Annotated in this window: 19 protein-coding genes, 1 tRNA gene and 1 riboswitch; of the genes, 9 read left to right on the top strand and 11 right to left on the bottom strand. The window is 62.7% G+C overall.

The window, feature by feature from the left end:
- Nucleotides 1-292 precede the first annotated feature (292 nt).
- Nucleotides 293-570: riboswitch (cobalamin riboswitch) on the top strand.
- A gap of 79 nt (nt 571-649) precedes the next feature.
- From MKD49_RS01230 to MKD49_RS01210, 5 genes are all read left to right on the top strand, one after another.
- Entirely contained in the window at nt 650-2,626 is a 1,977-nt protein-coding gene (locus tag MKD49_RS01230) for a TonB-dependent receptor (RefSeq protein WP_252695217.1), read from the top strand.
- Nucleotides 2,627-2,648: 22 nt separating this feature from the next.
- On the top strand, nt 2,649-3,632 hold the full coding sequence (locus MKD49_RS01225; RefSeq protein WP_252695216.1) for an iron ABC transporter permease: 984 nt from the start codon (nt 2,649-2,651) through the stop codon (nt 3,630-3,632).
- The gene (locus tag MKD49_RS01220; protein WP_371925419.1) at nt 3,629-4,438 is read left to right on the top strand and encodes an ABC transporter ATP-binding protein; all 810 of its coding nucleotides are present in this window, start codon (nt 3,629-3,631) and stop codon (nt 4,436-4,438) included. The genes MKD49_RS01225 and MKD49_RS01220 overlap by 4 nt, the downstream gene beginning before the upstream one ends.
- Before the next feature lie 165 nt (nt 4,439-4,603).
- On the top strand, nt 4,604-5,212 hold the full coding sequence (locus MKD49_RS01215) for an outer membrane protein (RefSeq protein ID WP_252695215.1): 609 nt from the start codon (nt 4,604-4,606) through the stop codon (nt 5,210-5,212).
- Between the two features lie 352 nt (nt 5,213-5,564).
- Nucleotides 5,565-6,176: a porin family protein gene (locus MKD49_RS01210; RefSeq protein ID WP_252695214.1), complete on the top strand. Its 612-nt coding sequence runs from the start codon at nt 5,565-5,567 to the stop codon at nt 6,174-6,176.
- 45 nt (nt 6,177-6,221) lie between these two features.
- Here the strand turns inward: MKD49_RS01210 and MKD49_RS01205 are convergent, their stop codons facing one another.
- From MKD49_RS01205 to MKD49_RS01190, 4 genes are all read right to left on the bottom strand, one after another.
- Entirely contained in the window at nt 6,222-7,109 is an 888-nt protein-coding gene (locus tag MKD49_RS01205) for a cobalamin-binding protein (RefSeq protein ID WP_204726689.1), read from the bottom strand.
- Between the two features lie 3 nt (nt 7,110-7,112).
- Complete coding sequence (panC, locus tag MKD49_RS01200) at nt 7,113-7,952, bottom strand: pantoate--beta-alanine ligase (protein WP_134222842.1); 840 nt, start codon at nt 7,950-7,952, stop codon at nt 7,113-7,115.
- A gap of 89 nt (nt 7,953-8,041) precedes the next feature.
- Entirely contained in the window at nt 8,042-8,938 is an 897-nt protein-coding gene (locus tag MKD49_RS01195; protein WP_039784902.1) for a ScpA family protein, read from the bottom strand.
- Nucleotides 8,939-8,947: 9 nt separating this feature from the next.
- Entirely contained in the window at nt 8,948-9,151 is a 204-nt protein-coding gene (locus MKD49_RS01190; RefSeq protein WP_034337181.1) for a DUF3460 family protein, read from the bottom strand.
- A gap of 71 nt (nt 9,152-9,222) precedes the next feature.
- On the opposite strand from MKD49_RS01190, the gene MKD49_RS01185 reads away from it, so the two are divergent.
- Nucleotides 9,223-9,750 carry a hypothetical protein gene (locus tag MKD49_RS01185; protein WP_121042070.1) on the top strand — a complete coding sequence of 176 codons (528 nt, stop codon included), beginning with the start codon at nt 9,223-9,225 and terminating at the stop codon, nt 9,748-9,750.
- A gap of 12 nt (nt 9,751-9,762) precedes the next feature.
- Here the strand turns inward: MKD49_RS01185 and MKD49_RS01180 are convergent, their stop codons facing one another.
- From MKD49_RS01180 to metG, 7 genes are all read right to left on the bottom strand, one after another.
- The gene (locus MKD49_RS01180) at nt 9,763-10,593 is read right to left on the bottom strand and encodes a carbohydrate ABC transporter permease (RefSeq protein ID WP_252695213.1); all 831 of its coding nucleotides are present in this window, start codon (nt 10,591-10,593) and stop codon (nt 9,763-9,765) included.
- Nucleotides 10,590-11,465, bottom strand: coding sequence for a carbohydrate ABC transporter permease (locus MKD49_RS01175; protein ID WP_252695212.1), 876 nt, complete (start codon nt 11,463-11,465; stop codon nt 10,590-10,592). Before MKD49_RS01175 ends, MKD49_RS01180 begins: the two co-directional genes overlap by 4 nt.
- Before the next feature lie 27 nt (nt 11,466-11,492).
- A complete protein-coding gene (locus MKD49_RS01170) occupies nt 11,493-12,785 on the bottom strand; it encodes an ABC transporter substrate-binding protein (RefSeq protein WP_121042064.1) in 1,293 nt (430 codons plus the stop codon).
- Nucleotides 12,786-12,839: 54 nt separating this feature from the next.
- A complete protein-coding gene (locus MKD49_RS01165) occupies nt 12,840-13,889 on the bottom strand; it encodes an ABC transporter ATP-binding protein (RefSeq protein ID WP_252695211.1) in 1,050 nt (349 codons plus the stop codon).
- Between the two features lie 24 nt (nt 13,890-13,913).
- Complete coding sequence (locus MKD49_RS01160) at nt 13,914-14,894, bottom strand: sugar-binding transcriptional regulator (RefSeq protein ID WP_371925418.1); 981 nt, start codon at nt 14,892-14,894, stop codon at nt 13,914-13,916.
- 222 nt (nt 14,895-15,116) lie between these two features.
- Nucleotides 15,117-15,596, bottom strand: coding sequence for a GNAT family N-acetyltransferase (locus MKD49_RS01155; protein ID WP_039784909.1), 480 nt, complete (start codon nt 15,594-15,596; stop codon nt 15,117-15,119).
- Nucleotides 15,597-15,637: 41 nt separating this feature from the next.
- Nucleotides 15,638-17,701 (bottom strand): methionine--tRNA ligase, encoded by a 2,064-nt coding sequence (gene metG / locus MKD49_RS01150; RefSeq protein WP_252695209.1) that lies wholly within the window; start codon nt 17,699-17,701, stop codon nt 15,638-15,640.
- A 230-nt stretch (nt 17,702-17,931) separates the two neighbouring features.
- On the opposite strand from metG, the gene apbC reads away from it, so the two are divergent.
- The 3 genes from apbC to MKD49_RS01135 all read left to right on the top strand — a co-directional run bounded on the left by apbC (nt 17,932) and on the right by MKD49_RS01135 (nt 20,705).
- Entirely contained in the window at nt 17,932-19,020 is a 1,089-nt protein-coding gene (apbC, locus tag MKD49_RS01145) for an iron-sulfur cluster carrier protein ApbC (protein WP_134136079.1), read from the top strand.
- A 135-nt stretch (nt 19,021-19,155) separates the two neighbouring features.
- Nucleotides 19,156-20,556, top strand: a complete 1,401-nt coding sequence (gltX, locus tag MKD49_RS01140) for a glutamate--tRNA ligase (RefSeq protein WP_252695208.1) — start codon at nt 19,156-19,158, stop codon at nt 20,554-20,556.
- Nucleotides 20,557-20,629: 73 nt separating this feature from the next.
- Nucleotides 20,630-20,705: transfer RNA gene (locus MKD49_RS01135), tRNA-Ala, on the top strand.
- Nucleotide 20,706: the final 1 nt, after the last annotated feature.

Here is a 20,706-nt window from a genome sequence, read left to right as displayed (position 1 = left end):
AGGGTCCGCCGGTCGACGATGCCATGGCGCCGAGTATAGGACCGCTTGGCGTGATCTCATCGGCCAAACAGCGAGTGAAATCCCCCATTTGTTTCAATTTTTCGGCCCCACCACAAAAAATTGGCAAGAACCGCGATTCAAATGTTTTTTGATAGAAAAATCGAATTTTTTCTATATATCACTGCTGAGGATGGATTTTATCCGGCTTTTTCCTGAAAGCAATTGCGGCTGTCCCGCTTGTGCTGATTTACATCACCTGGGTGCTGCGGCTTGTGGCGTGTACGCTGCACGCCTACAATGGCGCGGTTTTGGTGCCCGCCGGCGTGTCCTCGCCGGCAGTTAAACGGGAAACACGCGCCAGACCGCCTGCAGCCAGCAGGGCGGTCAGCCAAGGTGTACTGCCCCCGCAACGGTAACCAGGTGCCGGCGACGATGTGACGATGCGTCGCGTCTCGCCGGCGAGGCCTCTTCCACGCCACTGTGTTTTTGCGCGAACGTTCACTTCGCCACATGGGAAGGCCGATGGTCATGCCTGCAGTCCGGAGACCGGCCAGAACAGGAGGAGCCCGCACAGCCAGTATTGGTGCGGTTTTCCGTTGATTGCGGCCCGCGGGGAGGCTGGCTGCACAGATTCTTTACCTGATTTTTCATGCATATCGCTTATTTCCAGGCCCGCTGTGGCGGTCCTCGCCCCCGTATTGCCCTGCGCACTGCCAGTGCGCTGATTCTTTCGGCTTTCGCTGCGTCGACCCACGCCGCCGATACCAGCCAGCCACTGTCGGCGGTAGTGGTCTCGGCTTCGCGCTTCCCCAATGATCCGGCATTCCCGCCGGTCGCTGCCACCGTCATCACCGCCGAGCAGATCCGCGAAGCCGGCATCGACAACGCCAACGAAGCCATCCGCAAGCTGGGCGGCGTCTATGGGCGCCAGAGCCTGTCCGGCCCGCGCGACTTCCCGCTGGACCTGCGCGGCTTCGGCACCAATGGCGACCAGAACATGGTGGTGCTGGTCGATGGCGTGCGTATTTCCGAGAATGAACTGGCCACGCCGCTGCTGTCGGCGATCCCCATCGAGACCATCGAGCGCATCGAGATTGTGCGCGGCGGCAGCAGCGTGCTGTATGGCAGCGGCGCTACCGGCGGCACCATCCAGATCATCACGCGCCGCCCGCAGGCCAATACCGTGCGCGGAACCGTGATCGGCGAAGTCGGCAGCAACGGTCAGCGCGCCGGCCGGGCAGCGGTTTCGCGCGGCTGGGACAACATGTCCATCGACGCCAGCTATGCCAAGTCGCATGCCGACAACTGGCGCGACAACAGCAAGTCCAATCAGGAAAATTTCAGTACCACGGTGCAGTGGTTCGCCAGCGACTGGCGCTTCGGCCTGCGCGCCAACTTGTCGCGCGCCGATTTCGGCCTGCCGGGCAGCCTGAGCCAGGCGCAATATGACGCCAATGCGCGCCAGACCAGCAAGCCGCTGGATCACGGCTCCTATGACAATGACAGCATCACGGCCTTCCTCGAGCGCCGCTTCGGTGCCTTCGACGTGGCGGCCGAGCTGTCGCATCGGGAGAAGATTTCGCGCTCCACCTATGTCAGCAGCGGCTCCACCGCGCAAGCCAACATCCGGACCACCCAGTTCTCGCCGCGCCTGCGTCACGTACTCGACAGCGGCCTGTGGAAGAACGAGGCCATTGCCGGCGTGGACCTGGCCGAATGGAGTTCGGCCACCAATGCCAGCTATGGCAACAGCGATGCCTCCCAGCATTCGAAGGCGCTGTACCTGCGCGATGAAATCGAGTTCGACCGCAACGCCCGCCTCGCTGCCGGCGTGCGCCGCGAGCAGTTCACCCAGCAGAGCGATTCCGGCGCCTATGGCCGCACCAGCGCCGTCAATGCCTGGGATCTGCAAGCCAGCTATGCGCCGCTGCCGCTGCTGCGCGGCTTCGTCAAGACCGGCCAGAGCTATCGCCTGGCAACTGCCGACGAGAACGGCTTCACGGCCTTGCCCAGCGGCGCGGTCCTGAAACCGCAGGTTTCGCATGACCTGGAACTGGGCGCGACCCTGGGCCATACGGCGCGCCAGGTGACGCTGCGCTGGTTCCGCCATCGCGTGCGCGACGAGCTGTATTACGACCCGACCGCCAACGGTGGCTTCGGGGCCAACAGCAACCTGGCCCCGACCCGCCATCAGGGCGTGGAACTGGAAGGCCGTGTGCAGCTGACCGAGACCCTGGGCTGGAGTGCGACCTACCAGCACATCAATGCGCGTTTCGAGGAAGGCGACAACAGCGGCAAGCAACTGGCGCTGGTGCCGGCCAATACGCTGTCGACCCGCCTGAACTGGAAGTCCGGACAGCAAAGCGCCGACGTCGGTGCACGCTGGGTGGACCGCCAGCGCATGGGCAACGACTTCGCCAACACCTGCGCGCGCATGCCTTCGTTCACTACCTTCGATGCGCGGTATGCGGTGCGTGTCAGCGCCTGGGAATTTGCCGTCACGGGGACCAATCTGGCTGATCGCAGGTATTACTCGCAGGCGTATGACTGCAGTGGCGGGGCGGTCTCGGGCATCTATCCGGAGGACGGACGGGCCCTGAAATTCACCGCCCGCTACGACTTCTGATGCTGACCTGATCCTGGCCCCGATGCGACGTTACCTGCCTGTGCTGTGCACCTTGCTGCTGCTGTCCCTGCTGGCCTTGTCGGCGGCGGTGCTGTGCGGCAGTACTGGCTGTTTGCGTCCTTCGGCCTCCGCCGACCAGGTGGCGATGCTGCTGTCGCTGCGCGTGCCACGCGCGCTGACCGCCTTTGCCGTGGGCGGCGCGCTGGCCCTGTCGGGGGCGCTGATGCAGGTACTGTTGCGCAATCCGCTGGCCGATCCCTATGTATTGGGCTTGTCGGGCGGTTCGGCGGCCGGGGCCTTGCTGGCCATGCTGGCAGCCCTGCGGCTGGGCTGGCCGGTACAGGCCGTCACCGCACCCGGCGCCTTGCTGGGCGCGGGGCTGGCGATGCTGCTGCTGTTCGGGCTGGTGCGTCCCTCGCTGCGGCATCTGGCGGTGTCTCCCTTGTTGTCCAGCCAGCGCCTGTTGCTGACGGGTGTGATGCTGGCAGCGGGATTCGGTGCGCTGATTTCGCTGGCGCTGTCGATTGCGCCGGATGCGCAGTTGCGCGGCATGGTGTTCTGGCTGATCGGCGACCTCGACGATGCGCGCCTGCTGCCGTTGATGGCACCGGTGTTGCTGCTGGCATTGCTGTGGAGCTGGCGTCATGCGCCCTCGCTCAATCTGCTGGCACGCGGCGATGCCTTTGCGCAGTTGCTGGGCGTGCCGGTGATGCGCCTGCGGGTGATGCTGCTGTGTGTAGCGGCCGCGTGCACGGCCAACGCCGTGGCCATGGCAGGGACCATCGGCTTCGTCGGACTGGTGGTGCCGCATGGCTTGCGCCTGCGGGTCGGCAATGACCAGCGCCTGCTGCTGCCGGCCTGTGTCCTGGGCGGCGGGGCCATGCTGACGCTGGCGGATCTGCTGGCGCGTACCGTGGTCGCACCGGTGCAACTGCCGGTGGGAGTGATCACGGCACTGGTGGGCGTGCCAATGTTCCTGTGGCTGCTGGCGCGGAGCCGCCCATGACGAATATGGCGCATTCTTCAGTGCCCGTTCTGCAGACCCTCCAGCTGGCAGTGCACGCGGGTGCGCGCGTCCTGCTGCAGGCGCTGGATTGGCAGGTCCGCGCGGGTGAATTCTGGTGCGTGCTGGGGCGCAACGGGGTCGGCAAAAGCAGCCTGCTGCATGTACTGGCCGACTTGCAGGCGCCGCATGCCGGCGAGGTTCTGCTGCAGGGAAGGGCGCTGTCGTCCTTTTCGCCGTCGCAACTGGCCTTGCAGCGCGGCCTGCTGTTGCAACATCAACAGGATGCGTTTTCGCTGCCGGTGCTGGATGCCGTCATGGCGGGCCGCTTTGCCCACGGCGATGGCTGGGGCGGGCCGGAGAAGGACAGCGCGCTGGCCTTGTCCGCCCTCGGACAGGTCGGCCTGTCCGGCTTGGCGGGGCAGGATCTGTTGCGGCTGTCCGGCGGGGAGCGCCAGCGCGTGGCGCTGGCGACCTTGCTGGTGCAGGCTCCCGCGCTCTGTCTGCTCGATGAGCCGACCTCGCATCAGGATATCGCGGCCCAATTGCAGGTAATGCAATTGCTGCAGGAATGGGCGCAGGAGGGCAGGGCCGTGGTAGCCAGTTGTCACGATATCAATCTGGCGCGGCGCTTTGCCTCGCATATCCTGCTGCTCGACGGCAGCACCGCGCACGGCGGCACCGCGGAAGCCATCCTGCAGCCTGCAGCGCTGGAGGCGGCGTATGGATGCCGCTTCTTCCCGGTCGCAAGCCTGGACGGTGTGGTGTTCGTGGCGAGCCAGGGTGAGCAGGAGAAGCGCAGGGTTTGAAAGAAGCTTCGTATTCTCATCTGCTGATATGTTGTTTTTCAGCAAAAGAGCTCAAAAAATCAACAGAAAACTCTTTACCAATATTTACGAATTCTCGCCTCCCGATATAATTGCCGCCGGGGAAAACCCTGACGAAGTACTGACAATTATTTAGGGATATCAGGAATGAAAAAGAATATCGCAGCAGCAGTTGCAGCAGTTGCAGCAATCGCAGCAATGATGGCCGCCGGTTCGGTGGCAGCGCAGACCGTTGACAGCGGCGTGTACATCGGCCTGGAAGGCGGCGTCGCCACCATCAGCAGCATCGCTACCCCGACCAACGGCGTGAAGACCTCCGAAACCAACGAAACCGGTGCCCTGCGCGCCCTGGTTGGTTATCAGATCAACAAGAACTTCGCGATCGAACTGGGTTACTTCGCCACCGACGACTTCAAGCAAGACGGTACCAACCGCACCGGTACCGTGCGTTACAACGTCAAGGCTGACGTCAAGGGCGCCGATCTGTCCGTGATCTACAAGTTCACCGAATTCGTGCCAGGCCTGTACCTGAAGGCGGGTGCGACCCGTTCCAAGGTTTCCCTGGAACTGAGCCAGCCGTCCGGCACGAGCTCCTTCTCGCAAACCGGTACCGGTTACCTGTACGGCCTGGGCTATGAGTTCGCCGTGGCGAAGAACGTTGGCATCAACGTTGGCTACACCCGCTTCGAAAAGTTGGGTGGCGAAAGCGACAACAAGATGAATCTGTACTCGGCTGGCGTGAAGTACAAGTTCTAAGCTTTACCTGCAGTTTTGCGGGTCTTGAAATCCCTCCCTGGTGGAGGGATTTTTTTCGTTCGCGCGATCCACTGACGATTTGTCTTCTCGCTGCTGGTCGAGCAGGCTTTCCCTGATGATCCCATCAAGGGCAGCGCCAAACTTTCTTCCATTCCCGAAAAGCTTTTGGAGTGACATCGAACTCCGTCGACAAAGCAGTTGAACTTTGGTGTCAGACAGCCATGACAGCCTTGTTGCTCATTAATATCGCGCCGGCTTTCCGGTTCCTCTTTCTGGATCGGATGGCAATCTCCGCGCCGGTCTGGTGCCGTTGCGGATCTGTCAAACATGCACTTACTTTGTCGGGGTAATGATGAGCAAAATCAAATTGCTGGTGTCCGGGACGATGCTGCTGGTGGCTACCGCTGCATCGGCGCAGGCGGTCAAGGCCGAGCGGGGATTCTATGTGGGCTTGGAAGGCGGGGCCGCCACTTACGATACCGATATCGAACGCGACCGTGATGTCCGCGAGAACAATGATGCCGGCCTGGTACGACTGGGCGTCGGATATCAGTTCAATCCCAATTTTTCGGTGGAGGCCGGTTATTTCCGGATCGGGGATGCGACGCTGGAATATCGCGACCGATTCTCCCGGGATTTTTCCAGCGGCGGTGTGAAGGGCTTCGATCTGCTGGCGACCTACAAATTCACCGGTGGATTGCCTGGAGTGTATCTCAAGGGCGGGCTTACCTTGGCAACGCTGACTGAGAACGGGTCATATGAATTCAATGATGGCTACATGTCATCCGTCAGCCGTACCCGCTCGAGCGAATCGGGAGCCGGCTATCTGCTGGGTCTGGGCTATGAGTATGACGTGACCAAAAGTGTCAGCCTCAACGGCGGTTATACCCGCTATCAGAGTCTGGGCGGCAATTCCCATGCTCACGTCAATCTGTTCAGCCTGGGCCTGAAATATCGCTTCTGAGTGCTTCATTCTGACGCTGCACATCCCTCTTCGTGAGGGATTTTTTTATTGAGCGCTTGTTGCTTGCCGTGCCTGATCCAGCTTCCCGCACACTTCCTGCGCCGCCTCCAGCACCCGTGGCCCGGCGCGGTTCAGCCAATCCGCATTGACGGTATGGAGCTGCCCGTCGCGCACGGCTCGCAGGCGGGGAAAGGCCTTCCAGCGCTCCAGCGGCTGGTCGCGCGCATCGCCTGCCGTGAGAATCACTTGAGGATCTGCTGCCAGTACCGACTCCACACTGACCGTAGGCGCCAGTTGCGGCAGGTCGGCGAAGATATTGCGTCCGCCGCACAGGCGCAGCACGGACGACACCATGTGCTGGCCGTTGAGCGTCATCAGAGGCTGGCTCCAGATCTGATAGAACACGCTCACCGGCGTACGGCCGCGATATTGCGCTTCCAGCTGCTGCCAACGCGCACGGAAGGCAGTCGCCGCCGCTTGGGCGGTGGCCTCGGTACCGGCCAACTGGCCCAGTCGTTCCAGCGAAGTAGCGATCATGCCGAAATCGGCCGGCTGGCTCTCGAAGACGGGAATGCCCAGGCTGCGCAGGCGCGCCAGTTGCAGGGGTTTGTTGCCGCTGTGCCAGGCCACGACCAGATCGGGTTTGAGGCTGGCGATGCGCTCCAGGTCGAGCGCGTTGTAGCCGCCCAGGTTGGGCAGGCGGGCAGCTTGCGGGGGATAGTCGCTGTGATTGCTGGCGCCGACGATCTGCTCGCCGGCGCCGGCCGCGTACAGCAGTTCGGTAACATGTGGGGCCAGGCTGACGATGCGGCGCGCCGGCTGTAGCAGGGTGACGTTCTGGCCCAGGTCATCCTGGACGGTGATGCTGGCGTGAGCCGCGCCGGCAGCCAGCAATCCGGTGAGGGACAGCAGCCAGGCCGCCAGCGCACGCATGGATCAGATTTCCAGGTTGTCGATCAGGCGCGTGGCACCCAGCTTGGCGGCAGACAGCACGACCAGCGGCGCGCCTTGTTCCATGTCGGCTGCTGAAGGCGGCTGCAAGTCGATGCGCTTGCGCACGGCCACGTAGTCCGGCTTCCAGCCACGGCCGGCCAGGCGTTCCATGGCCAGTTGCTCGACCAGGGCGACGTTGTGCTGGCCGCCGCGCACTTCGTTGGCGACGTCGTTGAGCACCTGGTAGAGCAGCGGCGCTTCGGCGCGTTCTTCGGCCGACAGGTAGCCGTTGCGCGAGGACAGTGCCAGGCCGTCGTCGGCGCGGTAGGTTTCGGCGCCCACGATTTCGGTCGGCAGGGCGAACTGGCGCGCCATGTTGCGCACGATCATCAACTGCTGGTAATCCTTCTTGCCGAAGACGGCGACGCGCGGCTGCACGCAGGAAAACAATTTCATCACCACGGTGGAGACCCCGGTGAAGAAGCCGGGACGGAATTCACCTTCCAGGATGTTGCCCAGGTCATTGGGCGGCTGCACGCGGTATTCCTGCGGTTCCGGGTACATATCCTTTTCGGTGGGGGCGAAGAGGACGTAGACGCCTTCCTTTTCGAGCTTCTCGACGTCGGCCTGGAAGGTGCGGGGATACTTGTCGAAGTCCTCGTTGGGGCCGAACTGCAGGCGGTTCACGAAGATCGAGGCCACCACCGGGTCGCCGTGGGTGCGCGCCAGGCGCATCAGGGACAGATGGCCTTCGTGCAGGTTGCCCATGGTCGCCACGAAGGCGGTGCGCAACTGGCCGCGCAGGTGGTCGCGGAGTTCTTCGATGGAGGAAATGATTTTCATGCGGATTCTCTGGTTGCGGGCGGACTGTCGCGTGGCTTGTCGCTCAAGCCTGCGCAGCCCGGCCCCGGTTGCCGGTCGGCTGCGCCCGCTCAGCTGGGCGAGTACGACAGTCTGACATAGATGGGCGCGAAGGCTTCGGCCTGGGTGATTTCGATGAGCGTTTCCTTGGCCAGTTCGAGCAGGGCGATGAAGTTGACCACCACCACCGGCACCCCGCGCGAGGGATCGAAGAGGTCCGAGAACTCGACGAAACGCGCCGACTGCAAACGCCGCAAGATGCCCGTCATGTGCTCGCGCACCGACAGTTCTTCGCGGCTGATGTGGTGATGCTGGGTCAGCTTGGCGCGTTTGAGGATATCAGCCCAGACCGCCTTGAGGTCGTCGATGTCAACCTCGGGCCAGCGCGTGACCACGGTCTGCTCGATGTGGACCTGGGTGCGCACGTAGTCGCGGCCGACTTGCGGCAGCTGGTCCAGCTCCTGGGCGGCCAGCTTGATCTGTTCATATTCCAGCAGGCGGCGCACCAGCTCGGCGCGCGGATCTTCCGGCTCCTCGCCGGGCTCGGCCTTCTTGGCCGGCAGCAGCATGCGCGACTTGATCTCGATGAGCATGGCGGCCATCAGCAGGTACTCGGCGGCCAGTTCCAGGTTCTGCTTGCGGATCTGCTCGACGTATTCCAGGTATTGCGCGGTGACTTGCGCCAGCGGAATGTCGAGGATGTTGAAGTTCTGCTTGCGAATCAGGTACAGCAGCAGGTCCAGCGGACCCTGGAAGGCTTCCAGGAAGACTTCCAGCGCATCCGGCGGGATGTAGAGGTCATTGGGCAGCTGGAACAGCGGTTCTCCGTACAGGCGTGCCAATGCCACGCCGTCGATCACGTCGGGCGTGGTGTCCTGCTGGCCTGCGGGGGTGATGTCGATGGCGTCGGCGCTGGGTTCCGCGCCGGGCTGGCCGGCGGGATCGGTGCCACCTGCTTGAACCGTCATGCGAACAGCTTAGTGGCTCTGGTAGACGTAGGGCTGCTGGGCCACGCGCGAAGCCTTGTCACGGGCGGACTTGTCCAGGTCCAGCGGTTCCTTGTCCCACAGCAGGGCGCGGCCGGCGCGTTGGGACTCTTCCAGCTTCGGGTTCTTCGTCTTCAGTTCGTCGATGAACTGGGTGATTTCAGATACGTAGGTGGTCTTTTTTCCGAAGAGCATGATATTTTCAGGCCAAATGTTACACAGAAGCCGTATTTTACCTTGTCTTCATCAGGGATAATCAATTACCTATGCGTGAACCCATCTTCACCCGCCTGCGTCGCCACGCCGGTCATTTCGGCGCTTTGCTTGTCGCTCTGGCCATGTTTGGCTGCGACCGCAATGGCAATCCCATCGAGGAGTTCGGTTTGGACAAGCTGCAAAAGGGTGTTTCCAGCGAAGCCGACGTGCGCGGCGTAATGGGCCAGCCCGATACCGTCTGGGAAGACGGGGGCGGGGCCAGGACCCTGGAATACCCCAAGGGACCAGAAGGCATCCGGACCTGGATGTTCCGTATCGGGGCCTCCGGTACGCTGATCGACTACACGCAGGTGCTGACGCAGGATCATTTCGACACCATTCGTCCCGGCATGAGCACCGAGCAGATCCGGCGCGAATTCGGCCGGCCGCGCAGCGTGGTGCAGTTCGCCCGCAAGAATGAGGAAGTGTGGGACTGGAAGTATCGCTACGTGCACGAGGACCGGCTTTTCAACGTGCATTTCGACATCACCACCAAGCAGGTCGTGCGCACCTCGATTTCGGAAATCTCTGGCCACTGAACCGCTGCGGGTTCAGCGTATTCCCGCCCGCATGAACGACTGCACGAATTGCCGCTGGAACAGCAGGAACGCCAGCAGCAAAGGCGCAGAAGTCATCAGCGTGGCCGCCGTGATGATGGACCAGTCTACCCCCTGGTCGGTGGAGGAGAATACCTGCAGCCCCACCGTCAGCGGGCGCGATTCCACCGAATTGGTCACGATCAGCGGCCACAGGAAGTTGTTCCAGTGGGTACTGACCGAGACCAGCCCGAAGGCGATATAGATCGGCTTGGCCAGCGGCACATAGACCTGCATCAGGATCTGCCAGGCCGAGGCGCCTTCCACGGTTGCGGCTTCATCCAGCTCGCGCGGCACCGTCTTGAAGGTCTGGCGCAGCAGGAAGATGCCGAACGCCGAGGCAAAGTAGGGCAGGCCAATCGAGAGGATGGTGTCGCGCAGACCCAGCAGGTTCATGGTCTGGTAGTTCTCCACGATCAGGATGTCGGGCATCACCATCAGTTGCACCAGTACCAGCATGAACATCACATTGCTGCCCCGAAAAGTGAAGCGGGCAAACGCATACGCGGCCAGGGTGGCCAGCACCAGCTGCGCCGCCAGGATCATCGTCACCAGCAGGAAGGTGTTGAGGAAATAGCGCGGAAACGGCGCGGCATGCCAGGCGTTGGCAAAATTCTGCAGCGTCAGCGGCGCATCCGGCACGAAGCGGGTGGCGTAGGCGGCCGGATGGAAGGCCGTCCACAGCGCGTACAGCAGCGGCAGTAGCCACAGCAGCGCCAGCACCCAGGCAGCGACGGTTTCCAGCGCACGATGGCGCTCAGCGAAGGGTGAGGTAGGCGCGATCATTGATAGTGGGTCCTGCGGTCAAGTACACGAAACTTCACCAGCGCAATCAGTCCCAGCAGGGCCAGCAGCACTACCGTCAGGGCTGCAGCGTAGGAAGAATCCCAGAAGGCGAAGCCAACTTCATAGATGTAGTACAGCAGCAGGGAGCTGGCGTTGTCCGGTCCGCCCTTGGTCATCACCACGATGTGATCCACCAGGCGGAAAGCGTTGATGAGCGCATTGATCAGCACGAAGAGTGTGGTGGGCATGAGCAGCGGGAACTGCACGCGCCAGAAGTATTGCCAGCGCGACGCCCCTTCGAGTGCGGCGGCTTCGGCCAGCACCGGCGAAATCTGCTGCAGGGCGGCCAGGTAGAAGATCATGAAGAATCCCGCCTCCTTCCACACTGCCACCACCATCAGCGCACCCAGCACGGTCTGCGGATTGCCCAGCCAGTTGTGCGAGGGCAGGCCCAGCGCGCCGGTGATCTGCTCCAGCAAGCCATATTGCGGCGTATAGAAGAACAGCCAGATATTGGCCACCGCGATCATCGGCAGCACCGTCGGGGTGAAATAGGCCAGGCGCAGTATGCCGCGCCCGGCCAGTTTCTCGTTGACCCACAGCGCCATCAGGATGGCCAGGGCGATGGCCAGCGGAATGGTGCCGAGGGCGAACCAGAGGTTGTTGCACAGGGCCTGCCAGAACACCGGATCCTCCGCCATCAGTCGGTAATTCTCCAGCCCGACGAAGACCGGCGGGCGGCCTGCCTTGGGCGTGGAAAAGAAGCTGTGCCAGAGCGTGGCCAGCGCCGGATAGTGCGTGAAGGCGATCAGCAGCACCATGGCCGGTGACAGCAGCAGCCAGGGCAGCACGGAGGAGGGCAGGCGTTTCATCGGCAGGTCTTGTGCAACGGACAGCGCTTAGCGGCCGTAGGCGCGCAGGATGCGCTCGGCTTCGCGCTGGGCATCCTTCAGGGCAGCCTCCGGGGTCTTGGTGCCGGACAGCGCCGCCTGCAGGTTGTCGTTCAAGGCCTTGGTCACACGCTGGTTGTCGTGGGTAGACAGTTCAGCCACGCCATACTTCATCTGCTCGCGCGCCACGTCGGCGGCCGGGACGTCCTGCAAATATTTCTTCATTTCCGGGGTATCCCAGGCATCCTGGCGCGGGGCCACATAGCCGGTGGCAATGGACCACTGTGCCGCGCGTGCCGGCTCGGTGGCGAAGCGGATGAACTTCATGGCGGCCTGCTGCTCGGCCGGCGAAGTCTTGTTGAAGACGTAGAAGTTGCCGCCGCCGGTGGGGCTGCCCGGATGCTTGATGCCGGGCAGCATGGCCACGCCGAAGGGGAAGCTGGCGTTGGTGCGGATGTTGGTCAGGTTGCCGGTGGTGGTCCAGACCATGGCAGCCTTCTGCTCCAGGAAGTCCTTGGGCGTGGTGCCCCATTCGATGGAACCGGCCGGCATCACCTTGTCTTTTGTGGTCAGGTCGACCCAGTGCTGCAGGGCCTGCACGGCGCCCGGCTTGTCGAAGTAGGTCTTGGTGCCGGCGCTGTTCATGAGGATCGTGTCATTGGAAGCGGTCATGGCCTGGAACATCCAGTAGCCGAAGCCGGTGGAAGGAATCTTCACACCCCACTGGCTGACGTTGCCGGCGGCATCGCGCTTGGTCAGCTTCTTGGCGGCTTCCACCATCTCGTTCCAGTTGGCCGGGGCCTTGTCGGGGTTCAGGCCGGCTTCCTTGAACAGGTTCTTGTTGTAGTACATCACGATGGTCGAGCGCTGGAAGGGAATGCCCCAGGTCTTGCCTTCGGTCTGGCTGTTTTCCATGAAGCCCTTGTAGAAGCCGTCGATCCACTTCTTGTCTTCGGCGCTGCTGGCCAGGCTGTCGATGGGGACGATGGCGTTCTCGTCGATCAGGGTGAAGAGATCGGTCGAGAGCAGCACGGCCAGGGTCGGCGGGGTGCCCCCCTTGAAGGCGGTCAGTGCCTTGACGATGCTTTCCTGGTAGGTGCCGGCATAGATGGCCTTGACCTTGATGTCGGGATTGGCCTTCTCGAAATCGGCCACCATGCTGTCGATGGTCTTGGTGACCGCGCCGCCCACGGCGACCGGGTAATAGAAGCTGATCTCGACCGGATTGGCGGCCAGCACCGGCGCACAGAAAGCGGCTGAGACAGCCAGGGCGGCCAGGGACTTGAGGAAGGTTCTACGCATGATGCATCTCCATGAGGTGGATGGGTTGGCTTGCTGCGGAAATCGTTTTACGGATCAGGACCGGCGCAGGCCGCTCTCCTGGTCGAAGAAATACTGGTCGCGGTCGTTCCAGGCCAGGTGGACCGTTTCGCCCGCGTTGAAGCGATGTTGTCCGGGCGCGCGCACCAACAGCGAGGCGCTGCCGATGCGCGCGCCGATGATGGTGTCGGCACCGAAGTATTCGACCGTCTCCACCAAGGCGGGCGCGGTGGCCTCGCTGGCAGCGGCCAGGCGGATGTGTTCAGGGCGCAGCCCGAGTTGCAGGGGGGGCTGGCCGAGCTGATGCAACACCACGTTGCTACCGGCGATGGCCAGGCCTTGCGCATGCGCTTGCAGGGGCAGCAGGTTCATCGGCGGCGTGCCGATGAAGCGGGCGGCAAAGGCCGTGGCCGGCTGGGCGTAGAGATCGGCGGGCGCTGCGTCCTGTTCGATGCGGCCTTCACGCAGCAGGATCACCTGGTCGGCCATGCTCATGGCTTCGGTCTGGTCATGGGTGACGTAGACCATGGTCATGTTCAGCTGCTGCTGCAGGGCGCGGATCTCGCGGCGCATTTCCTGGCGCAGCTGCGCATCGAGGTTGGAGAGCGGCTCATCCATCAGGCACACCGGTGCATCGGCAATGATGGCGCGGCCCAGCGCCACGCGCTGCTGCTGGCCGCCGGAGAGCTGCGCCGGGCGGCGCTCCAGCAGGTGCGACAGGCCGAGAATGTCAGCCACGCGCTGCAGGCGCGACGCATGGCCTGCACGCGGCTCCTTGCGCACGCGCACGCCGAAGAGAATGTTGTCGCGCACGCTCAGGTGCGGGAACAGCGCATACGATTGGAACACCATGGAAATCTTGCGCTGCGCCGGGGGCAGTTGCGTGACATCGCGGCCGCCGATGTGGATGCTGCCGGATGTGGGTTTGTCCAGTCCTGCGATCAGGCGCAGGGTGGTCGACTTGCCGCAGCCGGAGGGCCCCAGCAGGACGGTGAACTGCCCCGACTTGACCTCAAAATCGATGTTGCTCACCGCCTGGGCTTGACCCCAGTGCTTGCAGACGCCCTGCAAGGAGATGGCTGCCATGCTGGTTTCCTCGTGGAGATGCGATCACGCCGCCGCGCCGCTGCGGATCTGCTCCACCAGCAGGCGCGCGCTCGGTTCGTCGATGATCAGTTCGTTGATGAAGCCGCCGCGCAATGCGGCTTTGAGGCCCGGCAGCTTGCCGGTGCCGGAGACCACGCACAGCGAATGCGCGGCGCGTGCAAAGCACGCCATGTCCGGGCCGCTGTTGCGGGCATTGAAGGCCACATCGCGCCAGGAACCATCGGCGCGGAAGAAGACGGTTGCGATGTCGCCGACCAGGCCTTCGTCGCGCAGGATCTGGCGTTCTTCTTCACCCAGATAGCCAGCGGTATGGATATAGCTGCCGGTGGCCTCGGCTCCGATGGAGAACAGCAGGATGGAGGCGCGCTCCTGCAGGTCGCGGATGGCCTTGATGCTCTTTTCTCGCCACAGCGCCGTGCGCGTTTCGGGATAGTCGAAGAAGGCCGGCACCGGCAGGTGATGGGCGCGCGCACCATAGTTCTGGGCAAAGCGCGAGACGATGGATTCGCTGAAGCTGTTGATGAAGCTGGCACCGCTGCCCGAACCGTTCAAGGCGACAACGTCCACGTCATGCACATGACGCGGCAGCAGCTGGTCGGCGATCTGCGCCACGGTCGTGCCCCAGGCCAGGCCGATGACGGTGCCCGGCGTGACCAGTGAATTGACATAGGCCGCAGCGTGACAGGTGACCCGCTGCAGGGTTTCCTTGTCGGTGGCTGCCGCCGCCACGGGCACTACCTGGATCGACCGCAGGCGATAGTGATGGGCGATGGCCGCTTCCAGGCTGCCGGAGACCTGCTGCGGATCGTGTACGCGGATTTCCACCAGTCCGCGCTCCAGTGCGAAGGACAGCAGGCGCGAGACGGTCGCGCGCGAAGTACCGATTTCGTCGGCAATCGCGGCGGTGGTCATGTTCTGGAAGTAGTAGAGTCGCGCAACGCGCACCGCCATGTAGACAGTTTCCTGTCTATCCCCTTGGGCCATTGTTATTGTGCTTACCTGTGAATGTGAACTGATGGCGCATGCCCTTGGACTGCTCCCCGGCAGGCCAGGCGGGCTTGGCCTCCTGACAACGTTTTCACGATGGTAGCGAGCGAATGTTACCGCTTGATGAACAAACGTTCCAATTTGCCGAGGTGGCGGGGAGGCAAAAGAAAAGCGACGCATCAGGCGTCGCTTTCAAGGGGGATCACAGGAGGAGAAACATCAGTGCCGCATCACGCGCCGCATCACGATGGGCGGGGCTTCCTGCGGATTGGCGCGGGTGTATTCCAGTTCCGGCGCGATCTCGAAGCCGAAGGCGGCATACAGGTCTACCAGCTGCACCTGATCGGTGCGTACCGCCAGCCGCAATTCGCGCACATCGGCTGACTGGGCACGATGGATCAGGGCTTCCATCAGGTGCTGGGACAGGCGTTCACCCCGGAACGCCGGGGCGATGCCCATGCGGCGGATTTCCCAGACATCGCTTTCGGTGTCCAGAGGCAGCCAGCGCACCGATCCGGCGGGCGTCTCGCCACTGAGCAGGATGAAGGCACCGCCATGCTGCAGGTCTTCCTGCACATGGTCGGGTGCCTCGCGATGGCCCGAAGAACTGGGCGCAACCTTGTTGGCCCAGCTGTGACGGGTCAGTTCGGCGATCAGACTGGCATCTTCCGAGGTGGCTTCACGTATCACCAGGTTCATGACGTTCTTTCCTCCTGCACAGGCAATCGGCGGCGAATGCCTCAGCGCACGCGCATGCCCGGCTCGGCACCCGGCCAGGGGGTGAGCACATAGATGCCCGGATTGGCTTTCTCGTCCTTGGCGGAGGCGGCCAGCACCATGCCCTCGGAGACACCGAACTTCATCTTGCGCGGCGCCAGGTTGGCCACCATCACGGTCAGCTTGCCGACCAGTTCTTCCGGCTTGTAGGCCGAGGCGATGCCCGAGAAGACATTGCGGGTGCGGCCTTCACCGGCATCCAGGGTCAGGCGCAGCAGCTTGGTGGAGCCTTCCACCGCTTCGCAGTTGACGATCTTGGCGATGCGCAGGTCGACCTTGGCGAAGTCATCGATGGAGATTTCCGGCGCCAGCTCTTCGATGGCGCTTTCTGCCGCTGCGGGTGCGGCTGCAGGCGCTTCCGGCGCTTCGAACAAAGCATCCAACATCTTGGGATCGACGCGCTGCATCAGGTGCGAATAGGCATTGATGACGTGGCCATCGGCCAGCGGCACGGCCACATCGCTCCACTGGAAGGGCTGGACCTGCAGGAAGGCTTCCACCTGGGCGGCCAGTTGCGGCAGCACCGGCTTGAGGTAGACGGTCAGGATGCGGAAGGCTTCCAGCAGGCGACTGCAGACTTCGTGCAGTTGCGCATCCTTGCTGCTGTCCTTGGCCAGTTCCCAGGGCTTGTTGGCGTCCACGTAGGCGTTGATGGCGTCGGCTTGCTCCATCACCAGGCGCAGGGCCTTGCCGTATTCGCGCTGCTCGTAGAGGCTGCGGATCTCTTCAGCCACGCCGCGCAGCTTGGCCAGGAAGGCATCGCCAGCGATGGCCCACTGGGTGGAAACACGGCCTTCGAAGCGCTTGGCGATGAAACCGGCAGCGCGGCTGGCGATGTTGACGTACTTGCCGATCAGGTCGGCGTTGACGCGGGCGACGAAGTCGTCCGGGTTGAAGTCCACGTCTTCCACCTTGGCATTCAACTTGGCGGCGATGTAGTAGCGCAGCCATTCCGGGTTCATGCCGATATCCAGGTAGCGCAGCGGCGAGATGCCGGTGCCGCGCGACTTGGACATCTTCTCGCCGCTGACCGTAATGAAGCCGTGCGCGAACACGTTGGTCGGCGTCTTGCGGCCGGCGAACTTCAGCATGGCGGGCCAGAACAGGGTGTGGAAGTAGGTGATGTCCTTGCCGATGAAGTGATACTGCTCGGTCTTGTCATCGGCCATGAAGGCGTCGAAGTCGCGGTCGGTCTTGACGAAGTAATTCTTCAGCGAGGCCAGGTAGCCGATGGGCGCGTCCAGCCAGACATAGAAGTACTTGCCCGGTGCGTCCGGGATCTCGATGCCGAAGTAGGGCGCGTCGCGGCTGATGTCCCAGTCGCCCAGGCCGTCTTCGCCATCCAGCCACTCGCGGGCCTTGTTGGCCACTTCCGGTTGCAGGCGGTTGCTGTCCAGTGCCCATTCGCGCAGGAAGGCCACGCACTTCGGATCCGAGAGCTTGAAGAAGAAATGTTCAGACGACTTCATCACGGGCGTGGCGCCCGAGAGGGTCGAGTAAGGATTCTTCAGGTCGGTCGGGGAATAGACCGCGCTGCAGTTCTCGCAGGAGTCGCCATACTGGTCCTTGGTGCCGCACTTGGGGCATTCGCCCTTGATGTAGCGGTCCGGCAGGAACATGTTCTTCACCGGATCGTAGAACTGGTCGATGGTCTTGGTGGAGATCAGCTTGGCCTCGTCGCGCAGCGCGCGGTAGATTTCCTGCGACAGTGCGTGGTTCTCCGGGCTGTCGGTGGAGCTCCAGTTGTCGAAGGCGATATGGAAGCCATCCAGGTACTGCTTGCGGCCGGCGGCAATGTTGGCCACGAACTGCTGCGGCGTGATGTTGGCCTTTTCGGCGGCGATCATGATGGGCGCGCCGTGGGCGTCGTCGGCACCGACGAAGTGCACCTCATTGCCCTGCATTCGCTGGAACCGGACCCAGATATCGGCCTGGATGTATTCCATGATGTGGCCGATGTGGAAAGCGCCGTTGGCGTAGGGGAGTGCGGTCGTGACGAAGAGTTGGCGAGGTGCGGAAGTGCTCATTGGCGATACGGACGATGCAAGTAGGTTAAGGCGCGTGCGCGCCGAAAAAGCAAGAAAGCTGCAAGAAAACTGCCATGAAAGAGGGGCATTCTATCAGTCAGAGGGCCTTGGGCGCAGTAGTTGCTCCATTGCAATCAAAGTGAAGCTTTGTGCAAGGGTGGTTTGATTGCCGCACAGGGCGGCCCTGGCGCGATTGGTTTAGACTTGCGGGTTCTGAGCAAGGAGAACCAATGAGCATTACCGTGGAAGAGATCAAGGCGGCCCTGTTGCAGGTGATCGACCCCAATACCGGCAAGGACATGATCCGTGGCAAGGAAGCCCGCAACATCCGCGTCGAGGCTGGCCGCGTGCTGCTGGATGTGGAGCTGGGCTATCCGGCGGCCAGCCAGATTGCGCCTATTCGCCAGCTGGTTGAAGAGGCGCTGGGCAAGCTGCCGGGCGTGACCGCAGTCGAGGCCAACGTCTACTTCAAGATCGTGGCGCACGCGGTGCAGCGCGGCATCAAGCTCAAGAGCAACGTCAAGAACATCATCGCCGTGGCGTCGGGCAAGGGCGGGGTAGGCAAATCCACCACGGCGGTCAACCTGGCGCTGGCGCTGTCGGCCGAGGGCGCGCGTGTGGGCATCCTGGATGCCGATATCTACGGTCCTTCGCAGCCCATGATGATGGGCATCTCCGGCCAGCCCGAGACCAAGGATGGCAAGACCATGGAGCCGCTGGAAAACCACGGCCTGCAGGTCTCGTCCATCGGTTTCATGATCGATCCGGACGAGCCCATGGTCTGGCGCGGCCCCATCGTCACGCAAGCCCTGCAGCAATTGCTGGACCAGACCAACTGGCGCGACCTGGATTACCTGATCGTCGACATGCCGCCGGGCACTGGCGATGTGCAGCTGACCTTGTCGCAGAAGGTGCCGGTCACCGGTGCGGTCATCGTCACCACCCCGCAGGACATCGCCCTGCTGGATGCGCGCAAGGGTTTGCGCATGTTCGAGAAGGTCGGCATTCCCATCCTGGGCATCGTGGAAAACATGAGCATGCACGTCTGTTCCAACTGCGGCCATGCCGAGCCCATCTTTGGCGTGGGCGGTGGGGAGAAGATGTGTGCGGACTTCGGCGTGGACTTCCTGGGGGCCTTGCCGCTGACCATGGAGATCCGCCAGCAGACCGATTCCGGCAAGCCTACCGTGGTGGCCGATCCGGATGGCAAGGTGGCCGAGATCTACAAGGCCATCGCCCGCAAGGTGGCCGTGAAGGTGGCCGAGAAGGCGCGCGACATGACCAGCAAGTTCCCCAGCATCGTGGTGCAGAACGACTGATGTCTGCCCCGGAGCGGCCCGCCGGCATGGCGTGCCGCCCTGCAAAGGCATTAAAATGACGCCTTTCCGAATTTCTTTGCTTGACCGATGGCCGGCCCTGGCATTCCAGGACCGGCCTGATTTTTACTCGCTATCATGACTGCCACTCAAGTTCGTACCCGTTTCGCTCCCAGCCCCACCGGCTACCTGCACCTGGGCGGCGCCCGCACGGCGCTGTTCTCCTGGGCCTATGCCCGTCGCTTCGGCGGCACTTTCGTGTTGCGCATCGAAGATACCGACGTCGAGCGTTCCACCCCGGAAGCGGTGCAGGCCATCATCGAGGGCATGCAGTGGCTGGGGCTGGAGCATGACGAAGGTCCGTTCTACCAGATGAAGCGCATGGATCGCTATCGCGAAGTGATCGGCCAGATGCTGGAGCAGGGCACGGCCTACTATTGCTACTGCACCCCGGAAGAAGTGGAAGCCATGCGCGAGCGCCAGCGTGCGGCCGGCGAGAAGCCGCGCTACGACGGCACCTGGCGTCCGGAACCGGGCAAGACCTTGCCGGCCATCCCGGAAGGGCGCAAGCCGGTGGTGCGATTCAAGAATCCGCAAGACGGCGAGGTGAGCTGGAATGACGTGGTCAAGGGCCCCATCACCATCTCCAACCGTGAGCTGGACGACTTGGTGATCGCCCGTCCGGACGGCACGCCGACCTACAACTTCTGTGTTGTGGTGGATGACTGGGACATGAAGATCACCCACGTCATCCGTGGCGACGACCATGTGAACAATACGCCGCGCCAGATCAATATCCTGAAGGCCCTCGGCGGCACGCTGCCCGAGTATGGCCACGTGCCGATGATCCTGGGTGCGGATGGCGAGAAGCTGTCCAAGCGCCACGGTGCGGTGAGCGTGATGGATTACCCGGCCCAGGGCTATCTGCCTGAGGCCATGCTGAACTATCTGGCGCGCCTGGGCTGGAGCCATGGTGACGACGAGATTTTCTCGATGCAGCAGTTCTGCGAATGGTTCGACCTGGATCACCTGACCAAGGCGCCGGCGCAATTCAATCCGGAAAAGCTGAACTGGCTCAACAACCACTACATCAAGCTGGCTGACAACGCCCGCCTGGCTGATCTGGTTCGCTCGCTGCTGCAGGCACAGGGTGCGGTGTTCGAGGGCGCGCCTGATCTGGCGGCCGTGATTGCTCTGCTGAAGGATCGTGCCAATACCGTCAACGAGATTGCGGCTGCGGCGCTGATGTTCTATCGCCAGCCGGCCCCGGATGCGGCCCTGGTGGCCCAGCACATTACCGAGGCGATCAAGCCGGCGCTGGCTGACTTTGCCCGGCGCGTGGCGACGGTGGAGTGGAGCAAGGAAGCGATTGCGCCGATGATCAAGGAAGTGCTGGCTGCGCACGGCATCAAGATGCCACAGCTGGCGATGCCGTTGCGCCTGATCGTGGCGGGGCAATTGCAGACGCCGGCCATTGACGCCGTGCTGCAATTGTTTGGCCGTGAGGCTGTAGAGGCACGTTTGGCGGCATATCTTTGAAAAAAAGAAATTATTTTTCAAAAAGCTGTTGTCTTTTGAAAAGAGGTATTGCATAATCTCGCTTCTTCGCAACGGGGGTATAGCTCAGCTGGGAGAGCGCTTGCATGGCATGCAAGAGGTCAGCGGTTCGATCCCGCTTACCTCCACCAG

It is taken from the genome of Herbaspirillum sp. WGmk3 (assembly GCF_023952535.1).
GTDB lineage: Bacteria > Pseudomonadota > Gammaproteobacteria > Burkholderiales > Burkholderiaceae_D > Herbaspirillum > Herbaspirillum huttiense.
The sequence above is the reverse complement of the archived record's forward strand: the minus strand, read 5'-3'. Positions and strand labels throughout refer to the sequence as shown.